The organism is Flavobacterium sp. CS20 (assembly GCF_018080005.1).
Taxonomy (GTDB): domain Bacteria; phylum Bacteroidota; class Bacteroidia; order Flavobacteriales; family Flavobacteriaceae; genus Psychroflexus.
Genome location: NZ_CP073015.1, coordinates 1,933,895 through 1,955,410, shown reverse-complemented (window position 1 = coordinate 1,955,410; position 21,516 = coordinate 1,933,895). Strand labels below are relative to the sequence as shown.

15 protein-coding genes and 3 pseudogenes are annotated in these 21,516 nt (G+C 36.1%); 15 read left to right on the top strand and 3 right to left on the bottom strand.

The genetic code is table 11. The features are described 5' to 3' along the window. Positions 1-34 precede the first annotated feature (34 nt). Positions 35-1,792: pseudogene (gene aspS / locus IGB25_RS09195) on the bottom strand (aspartate--tRNA ligase). 372 nt (positions 1,793-2,164) lie between these two features. On the opposite strand from aspS, the gene IGB25_RS09190 reads away from it, so the two are divergent. From IGB25_RS09190 to ald, 13 genes and pseudogenes are all read left to right on the top strand, one after another. Beyond that, positions 2,165-2,410: a DUF6444 domain-containing protein gene (locus IGB25_RS09190; protein ID WP_211064596.1), complete on the top strand. Its 246-nt coding sequence runs from the start codon at positions 2,165-2,167 to the stop codon at positions 2,408-2,410. A gap of 2 nt (positions 2,411-2,412) precedes the next feature. Next, positions 2,413-2,571, top strand: a complete 159-nt coding sequence (locus IGB25_RS09185) for a hypothetical protein (RefSeq protein ID WP_211064751.1) — start codon at positions 2,413-2,415, stop codon at positions 2,569-2,571. 75 nt (positions 2,572-2,646) lie between these two features. Continuing rightward, positions 2,647-2,865, top strand: a pseudogene (locus IGB25_RS15180) (transposase); the annotation flags it as partial. Between the two features lie 14 nt (positions 2,866-2,879). Further along, positions 2,880-3,107: pseudogene (locus tag IGB25_RS15630) on the top strand (transposase); the annotation flags it as partial. Then, positions 3,088-3,528 carry a transposase gene (locus IGB25_RS15175; protein ID WP_211066877.1) on the top strand — a complete coding sequence of 147 codons (441 nt, stop codon included), beginning with the start codon at positions 3,088-3,090 and terminating at the stop codon, positions 3,526-3,528. The pseudogene IGB25_RS15630 and the gene IGB25_RS15175, both read left to right, overlap by 20 nt. Positions 3,529-3,732: 204 nt before the next feature. Further along, a complete protein-coding gene (locus IGB25_RS09165) occupies positions 3,733-4,704 on the top strand; it encodes a PKD domain-containing protein (protein WP_211064750.1) in 972 nt (323 codons plus the stop codon). Positions 4,705-5,199: 495 nt separating this feature from the next. After that, positions 5,200-8,694 (top strand): T9SS type A sorting domain-containing protein, encoded by a 3,495-nt coding sequence (locus IGB25_RS09160; protein WP_211064749.1) that lies wholly within the window; start codon positions 5,200-5,202, stop codon positions 8,692-8,694. A 26-nt stretch (positions 8,695-8,720) separates the two neighbouring features. Continuing rightward, the gene (locus IGB25_RS09155; RefSeq protein ID WP_211064748.1) at positions 8,721-10,514 is read left to right on the top strand and encodes a T9SS type A sorting domain-containing protein; all 1,794 of its coding nucleotides are present in this window, start codon (positions 8,721-8,723) and stop codon (positions 10,512-10,514) included. 121 nt (positions 10,515-10,635) lie between these two features. After that, complete coding sequence (locus IGB25_RS09150) at positions 10,636-10,998, top strand: hypothetical protein (RefSeq protein ID WP_211064747.1); 363 nt, start codon at positions 10,636-10,638, stop codon at positions 10,996-10,998. A gap of 212 nt (positions 10,999-11,210) precedes the next feature. Beyond that, positions 11,211-12,413: a T9SS type A sorting domain-containing protein gene (locus IGB25_RS09145; RefSeq protein ID WP_211064746.1), complete on the top strand. Its 1,203-nt coding sequence runs from the start codon at positions 11,211-11,213 to the stop codon at positions 12,411-12,413. Between the two features lie 127 nt (positions 12,414-12,540). Continuing rightward, positions 12,541-14,274, top strand: a complete 1,734-nt coding sequence (locus IGB25_RS09140) for a T9SS type A sorting domain-containing protein (protein WP_211064745.1) — start codon at positions 12,541-12,543, stop codon at positions 14,272-14,274. A 121-nt stretch (positions 14,275-14,395) separates the two neighbouring features. Next, complete coding sequence (locus IGB25_RS09135; RefSeq protein WP_211064744.1) at positions 14,396-16,183, top strand: T9SS type A sorting domain-containing protein; 1,788 nt, start codon at positions 14,396-14,398, stop codon at positions 16,181-16,183. Positions 16,184-16,659: 476 nt separating this feature from the next. Then, positions 16,660-17,739, top strand: coding sequence for an alanine dehydrogenase (gene ald / locus IGB25_RS09130; protein ID WP_211064743.1), 1,080 nt, complete (start codon positions 16,660-16,662; stop codon positions 17,737-17,739). A gap of 104 nt (positions 17,740-17,843) precedes the next feature. Here the strand turns inward: ald and IGB25_RS09125 are convergent, their stop codons facing one another. Together IGB25_RS09125 and IGB25_RS09120 are read right to left on the bottom strand one after the other, a co-directional pair. Next, complete coding sequence (locus IGB25_RS09125) at positions 17,844-19,370, bottom strand: lytic transglycosylase domain-containing protein (RefSeq protein WP_247653469.1); 1,527 nt, start codon at positions 19,368-19,370, stop codon at positions 17,844-17,846. Positions 19,371-19,802: 432 nt separating this feature from the next. Continuing rightward, positions 19,803-20,714 carry a NifU family protein gene (locus tag IGB25_RS09120; RefSeq protein WP_211064742.1) on the bottom strand — a complete coding sequence of 304 codons (912 nt, stop codon included), beginning with the start codon at positions 20,712-20,714 and terminating at the stop codon, positions 19,803-19,805. Between the two features lie 76 nt (positions 20,715-20,790). Here IGB25_RS09120 and IGB25_RS09115 point away from each other — a divergent pair, with 76 nt between their 5' ends. Together IGB25_RS09115 and IGB25_RS09110 are read left to right on the top strand one after the other, a co-directional pair. Beyond that, positions 20,791-21,072 carry a hypothetical protein gene (locus IGB25_RS09115; protein WP_211064741.1) on the top strand — a complete coding sequence of 94 codons (282 nt, stop codon included), beginning with the start codon at positions 20,791-20,793 and terminating at the stop codon, positions 21,070-21,072. A 17-nt stretch (positions 21,073-21,089) separates the two neighbouring features. Next, the gene (locus IGB25_RS09110) at positions 21,090-21,476 is read left to right on the top strand and encodes a hypothetical protein (protein WP_211064740.1); all 387 of its coding nucleotides are present in this window, start codon (positions 21,090-21,092) and stop codon (positions 21,474-21,476) included. Positions 21,477-21,516 lie beyond the last annotated feature (40 nt).

The following is a 21,516-nucleotide window of genomic DNA, read 5'->3' as shown; positions in this document are numbered from 1 at the left end:
AATCAGCCATAACCACTTTGATTTATCAAGTCAATTATTTTTTACTCTTATTCAATTCTATGCCTAATTCTTTCAATTGTTCTTGATCCAAGGTTGCTGGGGCATCAATCATCACATCTCAGCCCATATTGTTTTTTGGGAAAGCAATAAAATCTCTAATACTTTCCTGTCCGCCAAGAATAGCGACTAAACGGTCAAGGCCAAAAGCAATGCCACCGTGTGGAGGTGCACCGTATTCAAAAGCATCCATTAAAAACCCAAATTGTTTTTGAGCTTCTTCTTTGGTAAAACCAAGCACGTTAAACATTTTGCTTTGCAAGTTTTTATCGTGAATTCTTATAGAGCCACCACCAATTTCATTACCATTTAAGACCAAATCATAAGCATTGGCACGAACTTCGCCTGGAGATGTTTCCAGTAATTCTACATCTTCTGCTTTAGGCGAAGTAAAGGGATGGTGCATCGCGTGATAAGCTTGAGTATCTTCATCCCATTCTAATAGCGGAAAATCAACAACCCAAAGCGGAGCAAATTCATCAGGTTTTCTCAGGCCTAATCGATTACCCATTTCCATGCGTAAAGCACTGAGTTGAGTGCGTGTTGGGTTGATATCTCCAGATAAAACCGCTATCAAATCTCCAGGTTGAGCATTGGTTTTTTCAGCCCATTGTTTAAAATCGTCATTATCATAAAATTTATCAACTGATGATTTAAAACTACCGTCTTCATTACATTTGACATAAACCATTCCCTTTGCCCCAACTTGAGGGCGTTTGACCCAATCGATGAGTTTGTCAATCTCTTTTCTGGAATAGCTTGCCCCACCGGGAATAGCTATGCCAACAACCAATTCTGCTTCGTTAAAAATTTTAAAATCTTTGTGTTGAGCTATCGCGTTGAGTTCACCAAATTTCATTCCAAATCTGATGTCTGGCTTGTCATTACCATAGGTTGACATAGCTTCATCATAAGTTAGCCGTGGGAAGTTTTCAACTGTAATGCCATGTGTAGTTTTGATGAGATGTTTGGTCAAACCTTCAAATGTATTGAGAATATCTTCTTGTGTAACAAAAGACATTTCGCAGTCTATTTGTGTAAATTCAGGCTGTCTATCTGCTCTTAAATCTTCATCGCGAAAGCACTTTACGATTTGAAAATACTTTTCTAAACCACCAACCATCAGCAATTGTTTAAAAGTTTGGGGCGATTGCGGAAGGGCGTAAAACTGTCCTTGGTTCATTCGACTTGGCACCACAAAATCTCTCGCGCCTTCAGGAGTAGATTTAATTAAATACGGAGTTTCCACTTCTATAAAGTCTTGTTGTGCTAAATAATTTCTTACCGCCATACTGACTTGACTTCTAAAAATCAATTTTTGTTTGACGGGATTTCGTCTGATGTCGAGATAGCGATATTTCATACGCAACTCTTCACCGCCATCGGTTTTGTCTTCTATGGTAAATGGTGGTAATTTAGACGTATTTAAAACCACTAAATCTTGAACTAAAATCTCGATTTCACCGGTTGAAATGTCTTTATTTTTCGATTCGCGTTCAATAACTTGACCTTCAATTTGAATCACACATTCACGCGACAATTCAGTGGCTTTATCAAGAATAGATTTTGGCGTTCTTTCAGTATCAAAAACCAATTGCGTGATGCCGTAGCGGTCTCTCAAATCTACCCAAACGATAAAACCTTTGTCTCTAATTTTCTGAACCCAACCCGAAAGTTTGACCTTTTGGTTAAGGTGATTGATATTTAATTCGCCGTTGTTATGCGTTCTATACATTTGGATTGATTTTTTAAAACTTTTGCAAAAATAAGGAAGATGAGAGAATTAAACTCTAAATAATAGATGAAAAGCAAGATATTCTTAAGATAACAATTGAATAAATAATACAGATTTTTCAAACTTTAAATGTATAATTGTAACTAATCAGTGTCAAAAATAAGACTATAAATTTTGGATAATACAAACTGAGCATATATTTTCTTTGTGCTTATTTCAATTTTTTAAAAAAAATTTCAAATAAGCCACTCATTAGAGCTTGATTTTAAAAATCAGACCTTTATCAACATTTTTAACTTTTTGGATTGATAACTAATTGGTTAATAATTTGTTTGTTACAAACATACCACCCTACATTTGTAAGAAAAAAAGTTGGAAAAGGATAAGCTTATAGAATCACTCTTGCAGAAGGTAGAAGAACTTTCTAAAAAGCTAATTGCTTTAGAATTAGAAAATAGTCAACTTAAAGCACGACTTACCAAATATGAAACTCCAAAAAACAGTAATAATAGCTCCATACCACCCTCAAAGGATGAAAATAGACCAAAGAGGAAAAGCCTAAGAATAAAGACAGGGCGTAAGCCAGGTGGGCAAACAGAAGAAAAGGCAATACTTTGAAGATGGTTGAGATACCTGATGTTACAGAAGAACACATACCAGATTATTGTAACTGTTGTGGAAACGACCTTTCATCACTTCCACATCAATATGCAGGAAGTCGACAGGTATTTGACATCCCTGAAATAAAAATAAAAGTCACAGAACCACAAGGTTTATAAAAAGTTTGTCCTTGCGGTTGTGAAACAAAAAGCGACTATCCATCACAAGCAAATGCACCCGTAAGCTATGGGAATAATATTGAAAGTTTAATAGGATATTTTCATACCAGACAATACTTGCCTTTTAAGAGAATGCAAGAAATGTTCAATACGGTTTTTAATATTCCTATAAGTGAAGGAGGAATACACTATTTATTAAACAAACTTGTCACTAAAGCTGAACCTGCATATAATCTGATAAAACAAGAAATAGCAAACTCAAAATCACCTATCGGTAGCGATGAAACAGAGTAAAAGTATCAGGAGACAAAAACTGGGCGTGGACATGGCAAAATGAAAAAGCAACCTTTATTACCATAACTGATAATAGAGGACAAAAAAGTATAGAACAAACCTTTGAAAATGGTTTTGAAAATGCTGTGTTAGTGCACGATTGTTGGAAGAGTCATTTCAATACCAACGCTCAATCACACCAAATTTGCATGGCACATTTACTTCGGGATTTAAACTATCTAACTGAAAAAGCACGATCATAAATGGAGTAGAGCTTGCAAAAACTTATTTTTAAAAGCCATCAACTTTAAGAAAAATATAAAAGATATAGCCTTTAACAAGGATTGTCCAATAAAGAAAAGTATAGAAAAAAGAATGGATATCATCTTAAATCATGATCCGCCAAAAGAACATAAAGAATTAATAACTTTTAAAAAAAGACTTATAAAATACAGGAACTATATCTTTACATTCCTCTATCATCTGGATGTACCTCCAGATAACAACGCCTCTGAAAGAGCAATAAGAAATATAAAAGTAAAACAGAAAATCTCTGGACAATTTAGATCAGAACAGGGCTGTGATAACTTTGCCATACTTAGATCTGTAACAGATTCTTGTTTAAAAAATCAGCAATCAGTTTTATCTACACTAAATATTATTGCTAATTTGCGGACTGATTAGTTACGTATAATTTAATAAAAGTTATTCATTTATGTTGAAAGTAAAAACTGTTAAAATACCAACCTCCAAATATTTTTTCATAAAATTTTATTAAGTTTATCCATCATTTTAATTTTTTAAAAAACCATTTGTTATGAAAAATTCTACCACACACACACACACACACACACGGCTAAGTGGATTTTATTACTAAGCTTTTTATTGATGTTTTCTTCCAATTTATCTGCTCAAAATGGATTTGTATTAACTTGGGATTCTCAGGTAGCCTGCCTGGAGTATGATGATGTAGAAAAGCGGACACCTTTAGAAAATATAGAAGAAGGCAAATGTTTAAAAGTATGCGAAGGCAGTGTGGTAAGATATACCTTATTTTATGATGAAGAAGAACAGTTTGTTGATCAAATAAATTGGGATGTGCAGGGTGGCGACATCTTATTTAGCAATCAAAATTCATTACAAGTCGAATGGCCAGTTGCAGGTGAAGATGCTGAAGTTAGTGTAGAAATAATCATGGCAGATGGCGAAGTCATACAAGCTACTTTATGTGTTGAAACAAAACCAAAACCAGAAGCTTTGTTTGAAGTTGCTGGTCTAGATAATGATTTTTTTTGTGAAGATACCGACTTGTATTTTAACAGTCTTTCTACAACTACGGATGGGTCTAATATAGTCTCTCATATCTGGGATTTTGGAAACGGCGATTTTTCAAATGAAGAAAATCCTGTTTACAGCTATAACGAAGCTGGAGAATATGAGGTTACACTAACGGTTAGAGACGAATGTAATTGTACAAATCAATATACCCAAACCATTAATATCGCCTCACCAGCTTATCAAATAGAGTGCCCAACAGTAACATGTGAAGGAGCTATAGAAACCTATTTTATTGAAATTAACCCAGAATCACAATTGGAAGAAGTTAACTGCAGTCGGTTCAGTTGGAGTATTGATGGCGGCAATATAATTGAACAAGATAGCAATTGGGTAAGTGTAATTTGGAATGAAGTTGATGCGTCGGGTTTCGGCACTGTTTATTTTGATCAAAGCCATTGTGAAGTAGAATGCAATGCTGTGCTTGTCGCTAGAATTCCTGTGGTATTAGAACAAGGCACAATTCAAGGTGGGAATACCGAATTATGCGAAGGTGAACAAAGCGTTTTTTCGCTACCCCAATAGCCAACTACAGATTTCCAATGGACACTAATCGATGAATTTGGTACAGCATACCCCAACAGCACAATTCTTGTTGACCAAAGAAACGAAATAGCCGTTGATACCGATGGACTTGATTCAGGTATCTACACGCTTAAAGCCAACTACACCAACACCTTAATTAGCTGTGGCGGCACGGCTGAAATTGATATAAAAGTTTTAGAAAACTTAGAAATAGACCAGCATCCAGTTGTAAGTTGTATAGAAAACGTAGTTAATTTTCAGCTTGTAAATACTAATGCAACTAATGCACAATGGTCAATTAAACACTTAAACAATACTGTTGCCACTGGAATAGGGAATAGTTTTGATTATGCTTTTACTCAGACAGGATTACATACAATAACAGTAAATGCTGATGGCTTTTGTGAAACATCTTCTTCTATTGAAATTGTTGACAATCCAAGTTTCCCTAGCAATACTGAAATTTTAGGTGAGGATTACGTATGTCCTAACCAATTGTTAAGTTATAGTTTATCTAATGTTATCAATGAAGGAAATATTATTTGGTCTGTAAGCAATGGTCAAATCATTGGGCCTCATCAAGGAGATGAAGTCTCTGTAATTTTTGACGAGGGATTTACAAACTATCAAGTTTCAGCCCAATTGTTTGACCCAAATGCAGAAAATTGCTTGTCAAGTATTTTGACTAAAGATATTAATCTTTTTCAAGTTGACGAACAAATCGTAGATAATTCTACCCCACCATCTGCTGGACCTGAAAGTTATTGTGCCAGTAGTTTGGCAGAATTTTCGCTGGACTATCAAGATTCTGATACTTATGTTTGGACATTCGATCCACCACAATTAGCAACAGTGTCTGATGGAATTGGAACCAATAATCCTATCATATTATTTAATGAACCTTTTACAGATAGTAGTGGTAACTATATTAACACAGGACAAATTATAGTAAATGCTAAGGTCTGCGGTCAAATGCAGGAAATTGATAGGTTTGATTTTTCGCTGATTGAATCGCCTACACTTACGGTAAATATGCCTGCAGAAATTTGTGCAGGAACACCATTTGACGTAGACATTACAAGCGACATAGAATTACCGGGTTTAAGTCCTCAAGATGTCAATATCAACTTTGAAAATAACTTTAATAATTTTAATAACACAACAATAAATTCTACAACTTCATATACCATTCAAGATATTGTTTTAAACAATGTTGATAGCGATATAGCCATTGGTTACAATATTTCTATTCAGAGTGATATTTGTAATGATGCTACTGCAAGCGGTACAATAACAGTAAAACCTGCTCCTGAAGCTGATATATCATTATTTTCTGGAGGTAATACGTTTTGCCAAGCAGAAGATATAGATGCTGTGTTACAAGTCAATGTTCAAGACCCCAATGGCAATCAGTCTTTTCAGTGGCTATTTAATGGTACTATTATACAGGGCGAAACCTCTAATACCATAGACTTAAGCAATAATAATAACGGCTTTGGAACCTATACTGTTCAAGTTACTGGAACTAATGGATGTATAACCACAACAAGTGTTTATGAAATTTTTAAGAACTGTGAAGACAAACTAGAATGTGAAGACGAAACCATTAGTGTTGACGCAAATTGGATTAATTGCAATCAAGTTGAAGTCACTGCAACGTTTTCTAATAATCCTGTTTCTGTGGTTATAGAAACTTCAGATAGTTTTTCTGATGCCAATGCAACTTTTGATAGCGCTCAGTCTAGCCCTGGTCAAGTTACCTATATATTTAATGTTAATACAAGTGGAAGTTTTAAATTTAAAGCACAAGCTAATTATAATGATTGTTTTACAGATAGCCTTGCAAGTGTAGATGTTGGCTATCATCCTATATTAAATACTGAAATAACCTGTAATAGTAATGGTAATGGGTATGATGTTATCCTACACAATGACTCTACATTTTTGCCTAGCTTTAATAATTTAGAGGCTAATTATGACATAACTAATACTGATACTGGGCAATCTATAGTCATCGACCCAAGCAATCAAGATTTTAACCAAGCTACAGCCACTTTACCACCTGGCAATTACGAATTTACTTTATATATTGAACAACAAGGTTTTCCGCCTTGCAATATAAAAGTAGAAAACGTAGATTTAAGCTTGCCCGATGCTACATTTAGTATTTCTAATAGTTCTCCTTTTTGCACGGAAGAACAAGTGGTGCTAAGCCCCACAAATCCCGACCCTAATGTCACTTATCAATGGGAATTTCAAGGCGCCACCAATACACTTCAAGATATTGTCATTCAAATGGATGCAAATCCTACTAATCAGATAACTCTCATTGCCACCAACCCCTATGGTTGTAGCAAGACGTTTAGCATTGAAAGTCTTGAGGTGCTGAAGGCGGAGTTTGGAGGGGAAATAAAACCTGATAATCCTTTATTATGTCAAGGTGAAAATGTAAACCTATTTTATGAACCACCCTTTGGAGGAGAAACACCTTCTGGATATCAATGGGTTTTAGGCGGTCAAAACATAAACGGTGCAACCAACTCGACTTTTAACGCTTCAACCGAAGGACTTTATAGCCTAAAGTTAACTGATGCCAACGGTTGTTTATATGAAGAATTGGCTGGCGTGTATGTTAACAATTTCCCAAATCCTAGCCTTAATATTGATGGGAATACATTACTTTGCGAAGGTGAAGAACTCGAGTTTTCGGGAACAGTTTCACCAAGTAATGCTGAATATCAAATATCTATAGTACAAAATGGGCAACCTAATATCGTTCAAGCTTGGACGTCTGGACCAGACATTTCTTATACTGAAACCATGCAAACTGCTGGTGTTTTTGAGTATTTGATAGAAGCTAAAGACAATACCACTAATTGTCAGACAAGTGAGACTATTGCTGTTAACGTTTTACCGAGTATTGAACCTCAAATTGATATCCAATTAAACCAGTGTGAAGCCTATTCTGTAACGCTTAAGATTACTAACCCGCAACCTAACGCTTTATATACATGGAGTAACGGTATGCAAGGTACATATATTAACGTAAATACAGGTGGCGCTTATAGTGTAACCTATCAACCCCAATCAGGTCGCTCTACCACTGCCAACGTGTTTGTCCCCAAATCGCCTGATGAATTTTTATGGATTTTTCCTGAGGGTTGTATCGATTTTTGTACTGAAACTATAAGGTCTGAACCAGTTCCTTATATCATTGGTCCTATTCCTGAATTTCATCCTTATTCATGGAATTTTAACGACAACAGTGTCAGTCAAAATGGTGTTGTTTCAGATTATGTGATAATTCCCTCTGATGGATTTTTAAATCTCAGCCTTACAAATGATTTGGGATGTGTTTCGACATCAGCAGATTTAGACATAGATATAGATGGAGGTTGTGAAGCAAGCTGTAATATTGAATACAATCTAGAGTCCATTGCTAATTCTAATAACAATTTCATATCCTATGATATCATCGGGTCTATTAACAACAATAACAGCTTTGCAATAACCTTAAGCCTTACCTCCTATAATGGCGTTTATAGCCCTAATCCAATAACCATTCCGGCAAATTCATCGGTTAGTTTTAATAGCTCTAATCTCTTGACTTTTATTCCAGATGCTGGCTTTACTGGAGGTTCTGATTTTGTGCAAGTTATGGGGCAACAAGCAGGAGATGCTTTCTGTATACATGAAATTGAAATCATTTATAATAATTCTCAACCCAGAATAGATGCCAAACTCAAAGCTTCACCAAATCCTGTAACCCATATAACAACATTGTTTTATGAATTATTAAACATAGATAAAGTAGAAAACGCCGAAATAGAAATCTATACTATTTTAGGTTACCTCAAAGACCAAAGAAAAATCAACAACCTAAAAGATGAGGTATTGTTAGACTTATCAGTCTATAATTCAGGACAATACATTGTAGTTCTAAAACATGGTGGTAAAATTTTAAATCAATTGATACTAATCAAAGAATAAGAATGTTTAATTCAAAACCTAAAATAATGAAAATCATAAATATAACTTTAATTATTTTTATATGTGCTTTACATATAAATGTTTCCTATGCTCAAACTCCAGACTGGCAATGGGCGAAGCGGGGTGGAGGTACTGTAAATTTACAAGGCTCTGAAGTATTTAGTACGGGTGTTGAACGGATATTAGACCTTGCCATAGACCAAAACGATAACTACTATTTTCTAGCCGAAGTTGGAGCCTCGCAGACCGATTATGATGGAACGTTGATAACTACCTATAGCTCGAATGGTGCTTATCAAGATATCTACATGTTCTCAACAGATTGTCAAGGTAACTTCAGATGGTCTAAAAGTATAGGCGGAAGATCTATTGATAGAGCTAATTCAATTGTAGTCGATGCCAATGATAATATTTATATTTCAGGAATTACGAGAAATTTTGGTTCACCAGCACCACATTTTTCAAATGATACTATAAAAACACCTGCAATGCTAGACGGGAGTATGGAAGAGGCCAGAAAGTCTATGTTTATCATTAAATATGATGACCAAGGCAATTTTCAGTGGTTGCAAGAGCCTGAAGGTCCTGTAAATTATTTTGGAGCTCCCCTACAAAAGACAGTAATAGAACCTAGTGGCAGAACACATTCTTTAGTTCGTTTTGGTCCTGGAACACATCTAGATGGTCAGCTTACTGTTACAGACTCTTTAGGTCAATCGGCTATAATAGTTTATGATACCAATGGAAACTTGGAAAACTTTATTCCTTTAGATATGCAACCTGGTTTAGATATATACGACTACCAACTCGCTTACGACCCCAATTTAGACCGGTATTATATTGCGGATACGGTAAGAGGCACCGAACCTGAACTCAGTATAAATGGGTTTGGTGCGACTACCGGAGATGATAAAGCCTTTTACTTGGCCGCTCTCGATAACCAAGGACAAGTGGTTTGGTATCATGAGAACAATAATGTTGGTGGCTGGTCATTAGGTGATATTGCTGTGGATGATAATGGTGATATTTATTTTACAGGTTATCAAAATAATAATTTTAGCAATAGTAGTACTGCTGTAGATAGTTTTGCGGGTTACACATTTGAAATTGACCCTATTGAAAATGATAACCAACATCCTTTTCTTATCAAACTAGATTCAAATGGGAATCTAATTTGGGGCACTAACGCTTTAAGATTTAGTCCTTTCCCCGGTCGTAGCATTGCCATCAATGGTAATGATGTGTATCTCGGTCTCGGGAGCTTAAACAACGAGTGGGATGGCATGCCGTTTGGCACAGGAGTCAGTGGCGTCGGCTTACTGGCTACCGATAATGCGGTGTTAAGGTTCAATAAAACCACAGGAGCATTGCAAGAAGTTATCCCTATGCCATCGGCATCCATAGCCTTTGACATGATCATAGCTATGGACATCGATAGCAATGGGAATATTGTAGTCGGTGGGCATTTTGGCGGCTCCTTGTTGACTGCCGATCCTAATAAATCCATATTTAAAACCGGCGGCGACACGGATTTTTTTATCGCCCAATACGGCACAGGTAATTGCACATTAAGCACGGAAGAGTTTAGCAACTCATTTGATATCAAACTCTATCCACAACCCGCGAGCGATAAGGTGTTTCTGCAAAGTCAAATCCCGATTATGGCTTATACCATTTACAACCTACAAGGTCAAAAAATCAAACAAGCTAAATTAGATAACAACCGCATAGACATCCAACAACTCTCAACAGGACTATATTTAATAAAAGTCACCAACGCCCAAGCCAAATCACAGGTGTTGAAATTGATTGTGGAGTAGGTAAAACATTTTAATAAAAAACTAAAATAATGACAAAACTAATCAACATAAAACCCACAACAAAAAGTCCCCCTTTGGGGAATCTAAGGGGCTTAACAATTAATTTTAATTAAAGAATAACATGATGAATTATAGATATATAATTATAATATTAACAGTATTTAGCTTGAATTTAACCTTAGCCCAAACCCCCGACTGGCAATGGGCTAAGCGAGGTGGGGGAACAATTAATTTACAAGGTAATGAAACTACGAGTACAGGTGTAGAACGTGTCTTAGATTTAAAAATAGATTCTAATAACAATTATTATTATTTGGCAGAAGTAAGTGGTGCTCAAACCGATTATGATGGTATGCCTATTACAACTTATAACAATAATAATACAAAAGATATCTATATGTTCTCAACAGATTGTCAGGGTAACTTTAGATGGTCTAAGAGTATAGGGGTAGTGCTAGCGATTTTGCAAATTCTATTAATATAGATATTAGCAATAATGTCTATATTTCAGGTGGGACATTTAATCTTGGTACAGAGGGTGTTAGTTTTGCAAATGATACTATAAAAGCACCTGCCGTTTTTGACGGTAGCTTACAAGATGAGCTTAAGTCTCTTTTCATTATAAAATACGATAATCAAGGCAATTTTCAATGGCTACGAGAACCTGAAGGGCCTATCTTTGATTCTTTTGGTTTTATGCACAAAACAGTAGTAGAACCAAATGGCAGAACACATTCTTTAGTACGCTTTGGTTCAGGTACTCATCTTGAAGGACAACTCACAGTTACAGACTCCTTAGGGCAATCGTCTATTATAGTTTATGATGCCAATGGAAACTTGGAAAACTTTATCTTATTAGATATGCAACCTGGCTTAGACCGCTACGATTACCAATTGGCTTACGACCCCAATTTAGACCGGTATTATATTGCGGATACCAAACGTCAAGGTAGTGAAGAGCTTAGCTTAAATGGTTTTGGTGTAGCAAATGGAAATGAAAATGCCCTATACCTAGCTACCCTAGATAACCAGGGGCAAGTTTTGTGGCATCACGAAAGTACGAGAACAAATAGTTGGACATTAGGTGATATTGCTCTAGATAATAATGGTGATGTTTATTTTACAAGTGAGTTCAATGAGGGTTTAAATAATGAAGTTGATAGTTTTGCAGGTTATACATTTATCACAGATCCTGCTATGACAGCACCTAAAGTACCCTTTCTAATAAAGTTAGACTCTGGCGGTAATTTAATCTGGGGTACTAATGCCATAAAAGATAGTCGCTTCCCCGGTCGTAGCATCGCCATTACTGGTAATGATGTCTATCTTGGTCTCGGGAGCTTAAACAATGAGTGGGATGGCATGCCCTTTGGCACAGGAGTCAGTGGCGTCGGCTTACTGGCTACCGATAATGCGGTGTTAAGGTTCAATAAAACCACTGGAGCGCTACAGGAAGTTATCCCTATGCCATCGGCATCCATAGCCTTTGACATGATCATAGTCATGGACATTGATAGCCAAGGTAATATCGTGGTCGGTGGGCATTTTGGCGGTAGCTTGCTGTCTGGCGATCCTAATAGCTCCATATTTAAAACTGGCATCGACACGGATTTTTTTATCGCCCAATACGGCATGGGCAATTGCACCTTGAACGTCGCAGAGCAAAATAATCCTTTAGAGATTAAACTCTACCCACAACCCGCGAGCGATAAGGTGTTTCTGCAAAGTCAAATCCCGCTTATGGCTTATACCATTTATAACCTACAAGGGCAAAAACTCAAACAAGCTAAATTAGAAAACAATCGCATAGATATCAACCAACTCTCCACAGGGCTATATTTAATAAAAGTCACCAGCGCCCAAGCCAAATCACAGGTGTTGAAATTGATTGTGGAGTAGGTAAAACATTTTAATAAAAAACTAAAATAATGACAAAATCAATCAACATAAAAACCACAACAAAAAGTCCCCCTTTGGGGGATTTAGGGGCTTAGCTTTCACCCTTATTTTTTTATTTTTCGGATCATTGATATCCTATGCCCAAACCCCGGACTGGCAATGGGCTAAACGTGGTGGGGGAACAATTAATTTACAAGGTAATGAAACTACGAGTACAGGTGTAGAACGTGTCTTAGATTTAAAAATAGATTCTAATAACAATTATTATTATTTGGCAGAAGTAAGTGGTGCTCAAACCGATTATGAAGGTATGCCTATTACAACTTATAACAATAATAATACAAAAGATATCTATATGTTCTCAACAGATTGTCAGGGTAACTTTAGATGGGGTAAAAGTATTGGTGGTGGAGGTGGTGATAGTGTTAATTCTATTGGATTAGATAATAATAATAGCGTTTACGTGACTGGGAATACAAGAAATTTTGGACCACCTACACCGCCACATTTTGCTAATGACACAATTAAAGCTCCAGCTGTATTTGATGGTACATTACAAGATGAATTAAAATCCATTTTTATTATTAAATATGATGACCAAGGCAATTTTCAATGGTTACGCGAACCTGAAGGTCCAATAGATCATTTAGGAGGTTCTATGCAAAAAACAATAATAGAACCCAGCGGGAGAAGCCATTCTTTGGTTTGGTTTTTTACAGGAACTCACTTAGATGGTCAGCTTACTGTCACAGACCAAGAAGGACAAAACGCTATTATCATTTACGATGCTGATGGTAACTTAGAAAATTTTATACTTCTAGACTTAAAACCTGGTACCGATAGATACGACTACCAACTCGCTTACGACCCCAATTTAGACCGGTATTATATTGCAGATACCGTAAGAGGCACCGAACCTGAACTCAGTATTAATGGGTTTGGTGCGACTACCGGAGATGATAAAGCGTTTTACTTAGCCGCTCTCGATAATCAAGGCCAGGTCTTATGGTATCATGAAAATACTTCTAACGGGGGTTGGTCTTTGGGCGATATTGCCATAGATAATAATGGGGATATTTATTTTACTGGCTACTATAGTCAAGGAGGAGATAGTGTGCAAGATAGTTTTGCAGGCTATACTTTTGTTGCAGATGCAAATGAGTTCGACAAAAGAAGCCCATTTTTAATGAAGTTTGACTCTTCAGGTAATCTAATTTGGGGTACAAATGCAAAACTTTTTAGCCGCTTCCCCGGTCGTAGTCTTGCCATTAATGGCAATGATGTCTATCTTGGTCTCGGGAGCTTAAACAATGAGTGGGATGGCATGCCCTTTGGCACAGGAGTCAGTGGCGTCGGCTTACTGGCTACCGATAATGCGGTGTTAAGGTTCAATAAAACCACTGGGGCGCTACAGGAAGTTATCCCTATGCCATCGGCATCCATAGCTTTTGACATGATCATGGCTATGGACATTGATAGTCAAGGCAATATTGTGGTCGGTGGGCATTTTGGCGGCACCTTGTTGTCTGGCAATCCTAATGGTTCCATAACCAAAACTGGCGGCGACACGGATTTTTTTATCGCCCAATACGGCACAGGCAATTGCACCTTGAACGTCGCAGAGCAAAATAATCCCTTAGAGATTAAACTCTACCCACAACCCGCGAGCGATAAGGTGTTTCTGCAAAGTCAAACCCCGCTTATGGCTTATACCATTTATAACCTACAAGGGCAAAAACTCAAACAAGCTAAATTAGAAAACAACCGCATAGATATCAACCAACTCTCCACAGGACTATATTTAATAAAAGTCACCAACGCCCAAGCCAAATCACAGGTGTTGAAATTGATTGTGGAGTAGGTAAAACATTTTAATAAAAAACTAAAATAATGACAAAACTAATCAACATAAAACCCACAACAAAAAGTCCCCCTTTGGGGAATCTAAGGGGCTTAACAATTAATTTTAATAAAAGAATAACATGATGAATTACAGATATATAATTATAATATTAACCGTATTTAGCTTGAATTTAACCTTAGCCCAAACCCCTGATTGGCAATGGGCGAAGCGGGGAGGTGGGTTAGTGAGTCTCGCGCAAGGTTCTGTAGTATTTAGTACGGGCGTTGAACGGGTGTTAGACCTTGCCATAGACCAAAACGATAACTATTATTTTCTTGCCGAGATCGGAGCCTCGCAGACCGATTATGATGGAACTTTGATAACCACCTATAGCTCGAATGGGGCTAGTAAAGATATATTTGTGTTTTCAACGGATTGTCAAGGCAATTTTAGATGGTCTAAAACCATTGGTTCTTTTAATATTAATTGGGCGACGAGTATAGGTATAGATAGTAATAATAATGTATATGTTACAGGTATAACTGGTAATTGTAATTGTTCCACTCCAACCCATTTTGATAATGATTCTATAAAAAATCCAGTCTTATTTGATGGTAGCTTAGAAGAAGGCAGAAAAGGGATATTTATCATTAAATATAATGATCAAGGGGTGTTTCAATGGTTACGCGAACCAGAAGGCCCGATAGACCAGTTTTCAGGATTTATGCAAAAAACGATGGTTGAATCAAATGGAAAAACCCATTCTTTAATTCGTTTATTTCCTGGGAATCACTTAGAAGGTCAACTTACAGTTACAAATCCTTTAGGTGAATCGGCTATAATAGTTTATGATACCAATGGAAACTTGGAAAACTTTATTCCTTTAGATATGCAACCCGGTTTAGATTGGTATGATTACCAACTCGCTTACGACCCCAATTTACAGCAGTATTATATTGCGGATACAAGGCGTCAAGATGGCTCTTTGAGTATTAATGGTTTTGGAGTAGCGAGTGGAGAAGATAAAGCTTTTTATCTGGCGACTTTAGATAACCAAGGGCAAGTGGTTTGGTATCATGAAAATGTAAAAAAAAATTCTTGGACCCTCGGTGATTTAGCCCTTGATGATAATGGAGATATTTATCTTACAGGGAAGTACGCTAACAGTAATATTTCTAATGAATTGGATAGTTTTGCGGGTTATAATTTCATATCCGATCCCAATGAATCAACACCAGAGAGTCCCTTTCTAATAAAGTTAGACTCTGGCGGTAATTTAATTTGGGGCACTAATGCCATAAAAGATAGTCGCTTCCCCGGTCGTAGCATTGCCATTAATGGCAATGATGTGTATCTCGGTCTCGGGAGCTTAAACAACGAGTGGGATGGCATGCCCTTTGGCACAGGAGTCGGTGGCGTAGGTTTACTCGCTACCGATAATGCGGTGTTAAGGTTCAATAAAACCACTGGGGCACTACAGGAAGTTATCCCTATGCCATCGGCATCCATAGCTTTTGACATGATCATGGCTATGGACATTGATAGCCAAGGTAATATCGTGGTCGGTGGGCATTTTGGCGGCACCTTGCTGTCTGGCAATCCTAATGGCTCCATAACCAAAACTGGCAGCGACACGGATTTTTTTATCGCCCAATACGGCACAGGCAATTGCACCTTGAGCGTCGTAGAGCAAGATAATCCTTTAGACATCAAACTCTACCCACAACCCGCAAGCGATAAGGTGTTTCTGCAAAGTCAAACCCCGCTTATGGCTTATACCATTTACAACCTACAAGGTCAAAAACTCAAACAAGCTAAATTAGAAAACAACCGCATAGATATCAACCAACTCTCCACAGGACTATATTTAATAAAAGTCACCAACGCCCAAGCCAAATCACAGGTGTTGAAATTGATTGTGAAGTAGGTGTTTTTAGTTTCCCGAATCGGCAAAGCCTCTCGGGATCTCCGATATGAGTTTATGAGTTGGAAGTTGAAAGTTGAAAGGCATTGCACTGAGCCTTGTAGAAGTGTTTTGGGATTTGAAAACCATTACGGGTAAGATACATGAGATGGCTTCGTGATGCTTCCTCGCCATGACGGTGAAAACACGTCACTGAGAATCAAACGACAGGAAAATTAAGCCTGTCACTTCGGCTAGGCAGGCAGTCTTTTGAATTTAAGTTGTGAATGGTTTTGAAATCAAGACTATTAAAACACATAACACCATTTTAAAAAAGGAGTCAACCCTATTTATCTTATTAATTAATTTTCCCCCTAAAATTATATAGGGTTTATTCAATTATAAATATGTTTTAAATATATTTACCCTCACAAAATCAATACTAATTTTTTTAAATTAACAAATGCTTACTACTAACTATCAACTAAAAACTACCCACTATGATTATAGGCGTTCCTACTGAAATTAAAAACAATGAAAGTCGAGTTTCCGTCACACCAGCTGGTGTTTTTGAACTCGTCAAAGCTAAGCACATGGTTTATGTGCAATCTCATGCAGGTTTAGCAAGCGGTTTTACCAACAACGATTATAAAAATGCTGGTGCTCAAATTTTAGATTCCATTGAATCTGTTTATGACATCGCTGAAATGATTGTCAAAGTGAAAGAACCTATTGAAAAAGAATACGATTTGGTAAAGTGCAATCAAATTGTATTTACGTATTTCCATTTTGCTTCAAGTCAGTCACTAACCAAAGCAATGCTAAAATCTAAAGCGGTTTGTTTAGCTTATGAAACGGTTCAAGACGACGATGGCGACTTACCATTGCTAACGCCAATGTCAGAAATTGCAGGACGGATGGCAACTCAACAAGGTGCAAAATTTTTAGAAAAACCCATTAAAGGTAGGGGAATTTTATTGGGTGGTGTACCTGGAGTTCCACCTGGAAAAGTTTTAGTTATCGGTGCAGGCGTTGTTGGCGTTCAAGTCGCAAAAATGGCAAGAGGTCTTGGTGCCAGTGTGGTGATGATGGACATTAATATGAAACGCTTAAGATATGTTAATGATATTATGCCACCACACGTCATTACCGAATTTTCTAATGAATACAATATCAGAAAACACATCAAAGATGCAGACTTGATTATTGGAGCGGTGCTGATAGCAGGTGCCAAAGCCCCAAAACTCATTAAAAGGGATATGCTTAAAGACATGCAACACGGAACAGTTATGGTAGATGTGGCTGTTGACCAAGGAGGTTGTTTTGAAACGACAAAACCTACAACCCATGAAAACCCTACTTATATCGTCGATGAAGTTTTGCATTATTGTGTGACCAATATGCCTGGTGCTGTACCTTATACTTCTACTTTGGCATTAACAAACGTCACTTTTCCATATGTGAAATCTATAGCCGATTTGGGGTGGGAAAAGGCAATTGAAAAAGATTCACGTCTAAAAAAAGGACTTAATATTTCTAATGGGGAAATTGTATTAGAAGAATTGAAAGGAATTTTTTAAAATTTGAATGATTTGTAGTTGCTTTCGTTTTTTAGGTAGCAGAAGTACAAATGTGTGTTGAAATTATCAGTTCATTTGTGGCAAAAAACCATTTTTAGTTAGAACTAAGACTTCAGCTTTAAAGTCATTCCAGGTTTTAAAGTTGTATTATTGATATTATTTATTTTTTTGAGATCTTCAACACTCAAACCTTCAAATTTTTTGGAGATACTCCACAAAGAATCTCCTGGTTTGACCACATAAATTTTTTGATTTTTCGATAATTGATGGTCTTTTTTATCGTTTTTTATTTTACGTTTAGGTGATTGTGTATAGTTAGCCTTTCGAGGATAAATGGTGAGTCTATCACCAATATTTATTCTGTTGTTTCGCATACCATTCCATCGTCTAATTTCGCTTACTCGCACACCATATCGACTGGCGATTTTGCCGAGATAATCTCCGCGTTTGACACGGTATCTAATTTTGTCACTGACTTTATAATATTGAGGTAAAGTTTCTTCTGATGCAGCAATATCTTTTTGAGCATAATCGTAAAATTTATCTTCATTGGCGACAAACAAGCCAGCGACTTTATAGGGTAATCTTAAGGTGTAATTTTTCTCAGGTTCATAAGGTATAATCCCCAACTTATAACTTGGGTTGAGGAACTTTAAAAATTCAATATCGGTGTTGGTGATTTCAGCAACTTGTTCGAGTTTAATTAAATTTTTAGTTTGAATGGTATCCGTTGCCAAATATGGCATAGGCGAAGATTGAGGCTGAAAGTCATGAGCATCAGCATATTCAAAAATATATAGCATCGCCAGAAAAGAAGGCACATAACCAGCTGTTTCTCTGGGCAAATAAGGTCTGATTGACCAATAATCTTTTTGTCCTCCACTGCGTCTAATGGCTTTATTGACATTGCCAGGACCAGAATTATAAGCGGCTAGTACCAAATCCCAATCTTCAAAAATATTGTATAAGTGATTGAGATATTTTGCCGCGGCTTCAGTTGACCTAACAGGATCCATACGTTCATCAACATAACTGCTTACTTCTAAGTTATACATTTTTCCAGTAGAATACATAAATTGCCACAAACCAGTTGCACCTACCCAAGATTTTGCTCTCGGGTTTAAAGCCGATTCTACTAAAGCTAAGTGTTTGATTTCTAAAGGAATATTATATTTATCAAAAACACTTTCAAACATCGGAAAATAATACTGACTTAAACGCATCAGTTTTTCAGTCTTTTCTTTTTCTCGTTTGAGATAATATTGAATGACACTTTCTAAATCTTTACTGTAAGAAATATCTAAAGGCGTTTTGGCATTTAATAAGCTTAAGCGATGCTTCAAAGTATCGGTTGATAACTCATAGTCAACAGTTTCTATATAGTTTTCATTTGCATAAAGGTCTTGTTGATGTTTGAATAATTGTTGATTTGATAGTAATTTTTGCCACGAGGAGTCAATGACAATACTTTCTTTAAAATCTTCAAAATACCAGACCAAAGTATCGATTTGCATTTCTTTTAAAACGACCTTATCAAGTTTTGAATTGGTAAAATTTATGTTTTGGTCTTGGGCATTAATAAAATTAGTAATTAAAAAGCAAATAGAAATGATCAAATATTGTTTGTTCAAAATGAGAGTGTTTTATGATTTAACGCTTAAGTTTGATAATTATTGGGGTAAAATTAAATATTCTTTTGTTTAATTTGAAGTTAAGGAAGCTTAAAAATACTTTGATTTATTAAAAAAACCAATTTCTTTTTCTTAAACTAAAATCACTAAGTTTAACACGTAAGCAAATTTCTTCTCTTTGATATAATTTCCAATTTCATTAGATATGATGTCTTATGTGTTTAAACATCGAGTCTTTTAATACTTCAGGATAAACTTTATTGAGATGTGAATGTTTATTCTTGCATTCACCAAAAGACTTGAGTTAAACATAAGTGTTTGATTATCTGCTTGGCAGGCACTTGTCTTTGATGAGTGGTGCTAAACCTGATAACACTCAATACAACCAAACCCTTGTAGATTGTAAAGGCATGCAAATGAATATGCTCAGCTTTATCCATTTATTGCCACCACTTCATTCACTTGTTGTGGCAAGATGTCTTTAAGCAAGGTTTCAATGCCATTTTTCAAAGTCATAGTTGAAGAAGGGCAACCACTACAAGCACCTTGTAAAATAACATGGACGGCTTGGGTGTCTTCGTCATAAGATTGAAACACAATATTGCCGCCATCACTCGCTACAGCAGGTTTGACATATTCTTCTAAAATTTCTGAAATTTGCTTAGAAATCCCTTGGAGATTTTTTGTCGTTGTATTGGTTTGAGTTGAAATATTTTCATTAGGTTGAACGTTTTTAGATTTAATAGATTTTACTATCTCTGCATTTTTTTCTAAATAAGATCTAATAAATTCTCTTAACTTCATGGTAATATCATCCCATTCTGCCATATCGTATTTTTGAACAGAAATGAAATTTTCATCCATATAAACTTCTTTCACAAAGGGAAAGTGAAATAATTTTTGGGCTAGTTCCACTTCTGAAGTATCATCAATACTTTTAAACTCTAAAGGTTTTAAAACCAATTTTTTGTTAGCCACAAATTTCATTACATGTGGGTTTGGTGTGCTCTCTGCATAAACTGTAACGGGAATTTTTTTGGGTTGTTCTGACTTTTCTACAACAATATTTTGATCAGAGTTGATAAAATTTTGAATTTGTTCAGCGAGCTCTTGTTGCACATCTTCCCATTCTATAATATTGTATTTTTGAATCGCAACAAAATTTTGAGCGATATAAACCGTTTTAACAAAAGGTAAATGAAAGAGTTGTTGGGCTAAAACAGAGTCTTTAGCTTCTTCTATATTGTGGAATTCAAAGCTATTATGCTTAACTAAGAAGTCGTTAGCTTCAAATTTTAAGATACTTTCATCAGAAGTTTTAACAGTTTTTATTTGGTTGGACATGATATTTTAAATTTTCTTTGAATTTGATAACACAAAATTAACGAATTATATATATTTACGAACCAAAATTAATTGAATGAAATACATATACACCATATTTATCATTTGTTTAAGTTATTTTAGTTCTTACGCTCAAAATTTCAATATCCAAAATGCTTCGTTTGATATTTGTAGCGGCAACTTTTTTGATACGGGCGGACTGAATGGTGACTATGACAATAATGAGAGTTTTGTATTTACGATTTGCCCTGAGGAGTTTGGATTTTCTGTTTTAGAGTTTTCTGAATTTGATATTGGAGACGATGGAGATACAATGATTATTTATAATTCAGACACCAATGACCCTCTGCAGAGATAGGAACCTTTACTGGAGGCTTGGCAGATAACCCTGAGTCGCAATATATCACCGCAAATAATGATGTTTTTATTGGATGTTTGACTATTGAATTTATTTCAAATGCTTCTACGGTCAGTACAGGTTGGGCGACGAGCATATCCTGTCGAGAAGGAGATGTATTTACAATTGAAGATGGAACAACAGATAATACATGTGTAGGTTTATTTACAGATTCTGGTGGCACAAATGGATCTTACGCTGATAATGAAAATTTTATTTATACCATTTGTCCTGATGTCTCTAATTTATTTACCATTTTAGAATTTAAGGAGTTTCAACTTCAAGACGGCTTTGACACCCTGATTGTTTATGATTCTGATACCAATGACCCTCTGCTGAAATTGGAACGTTTACAGGTAATTTAGCCGATAACCCTGAACTCCAGCTTATTGCAAGATCCGAAAA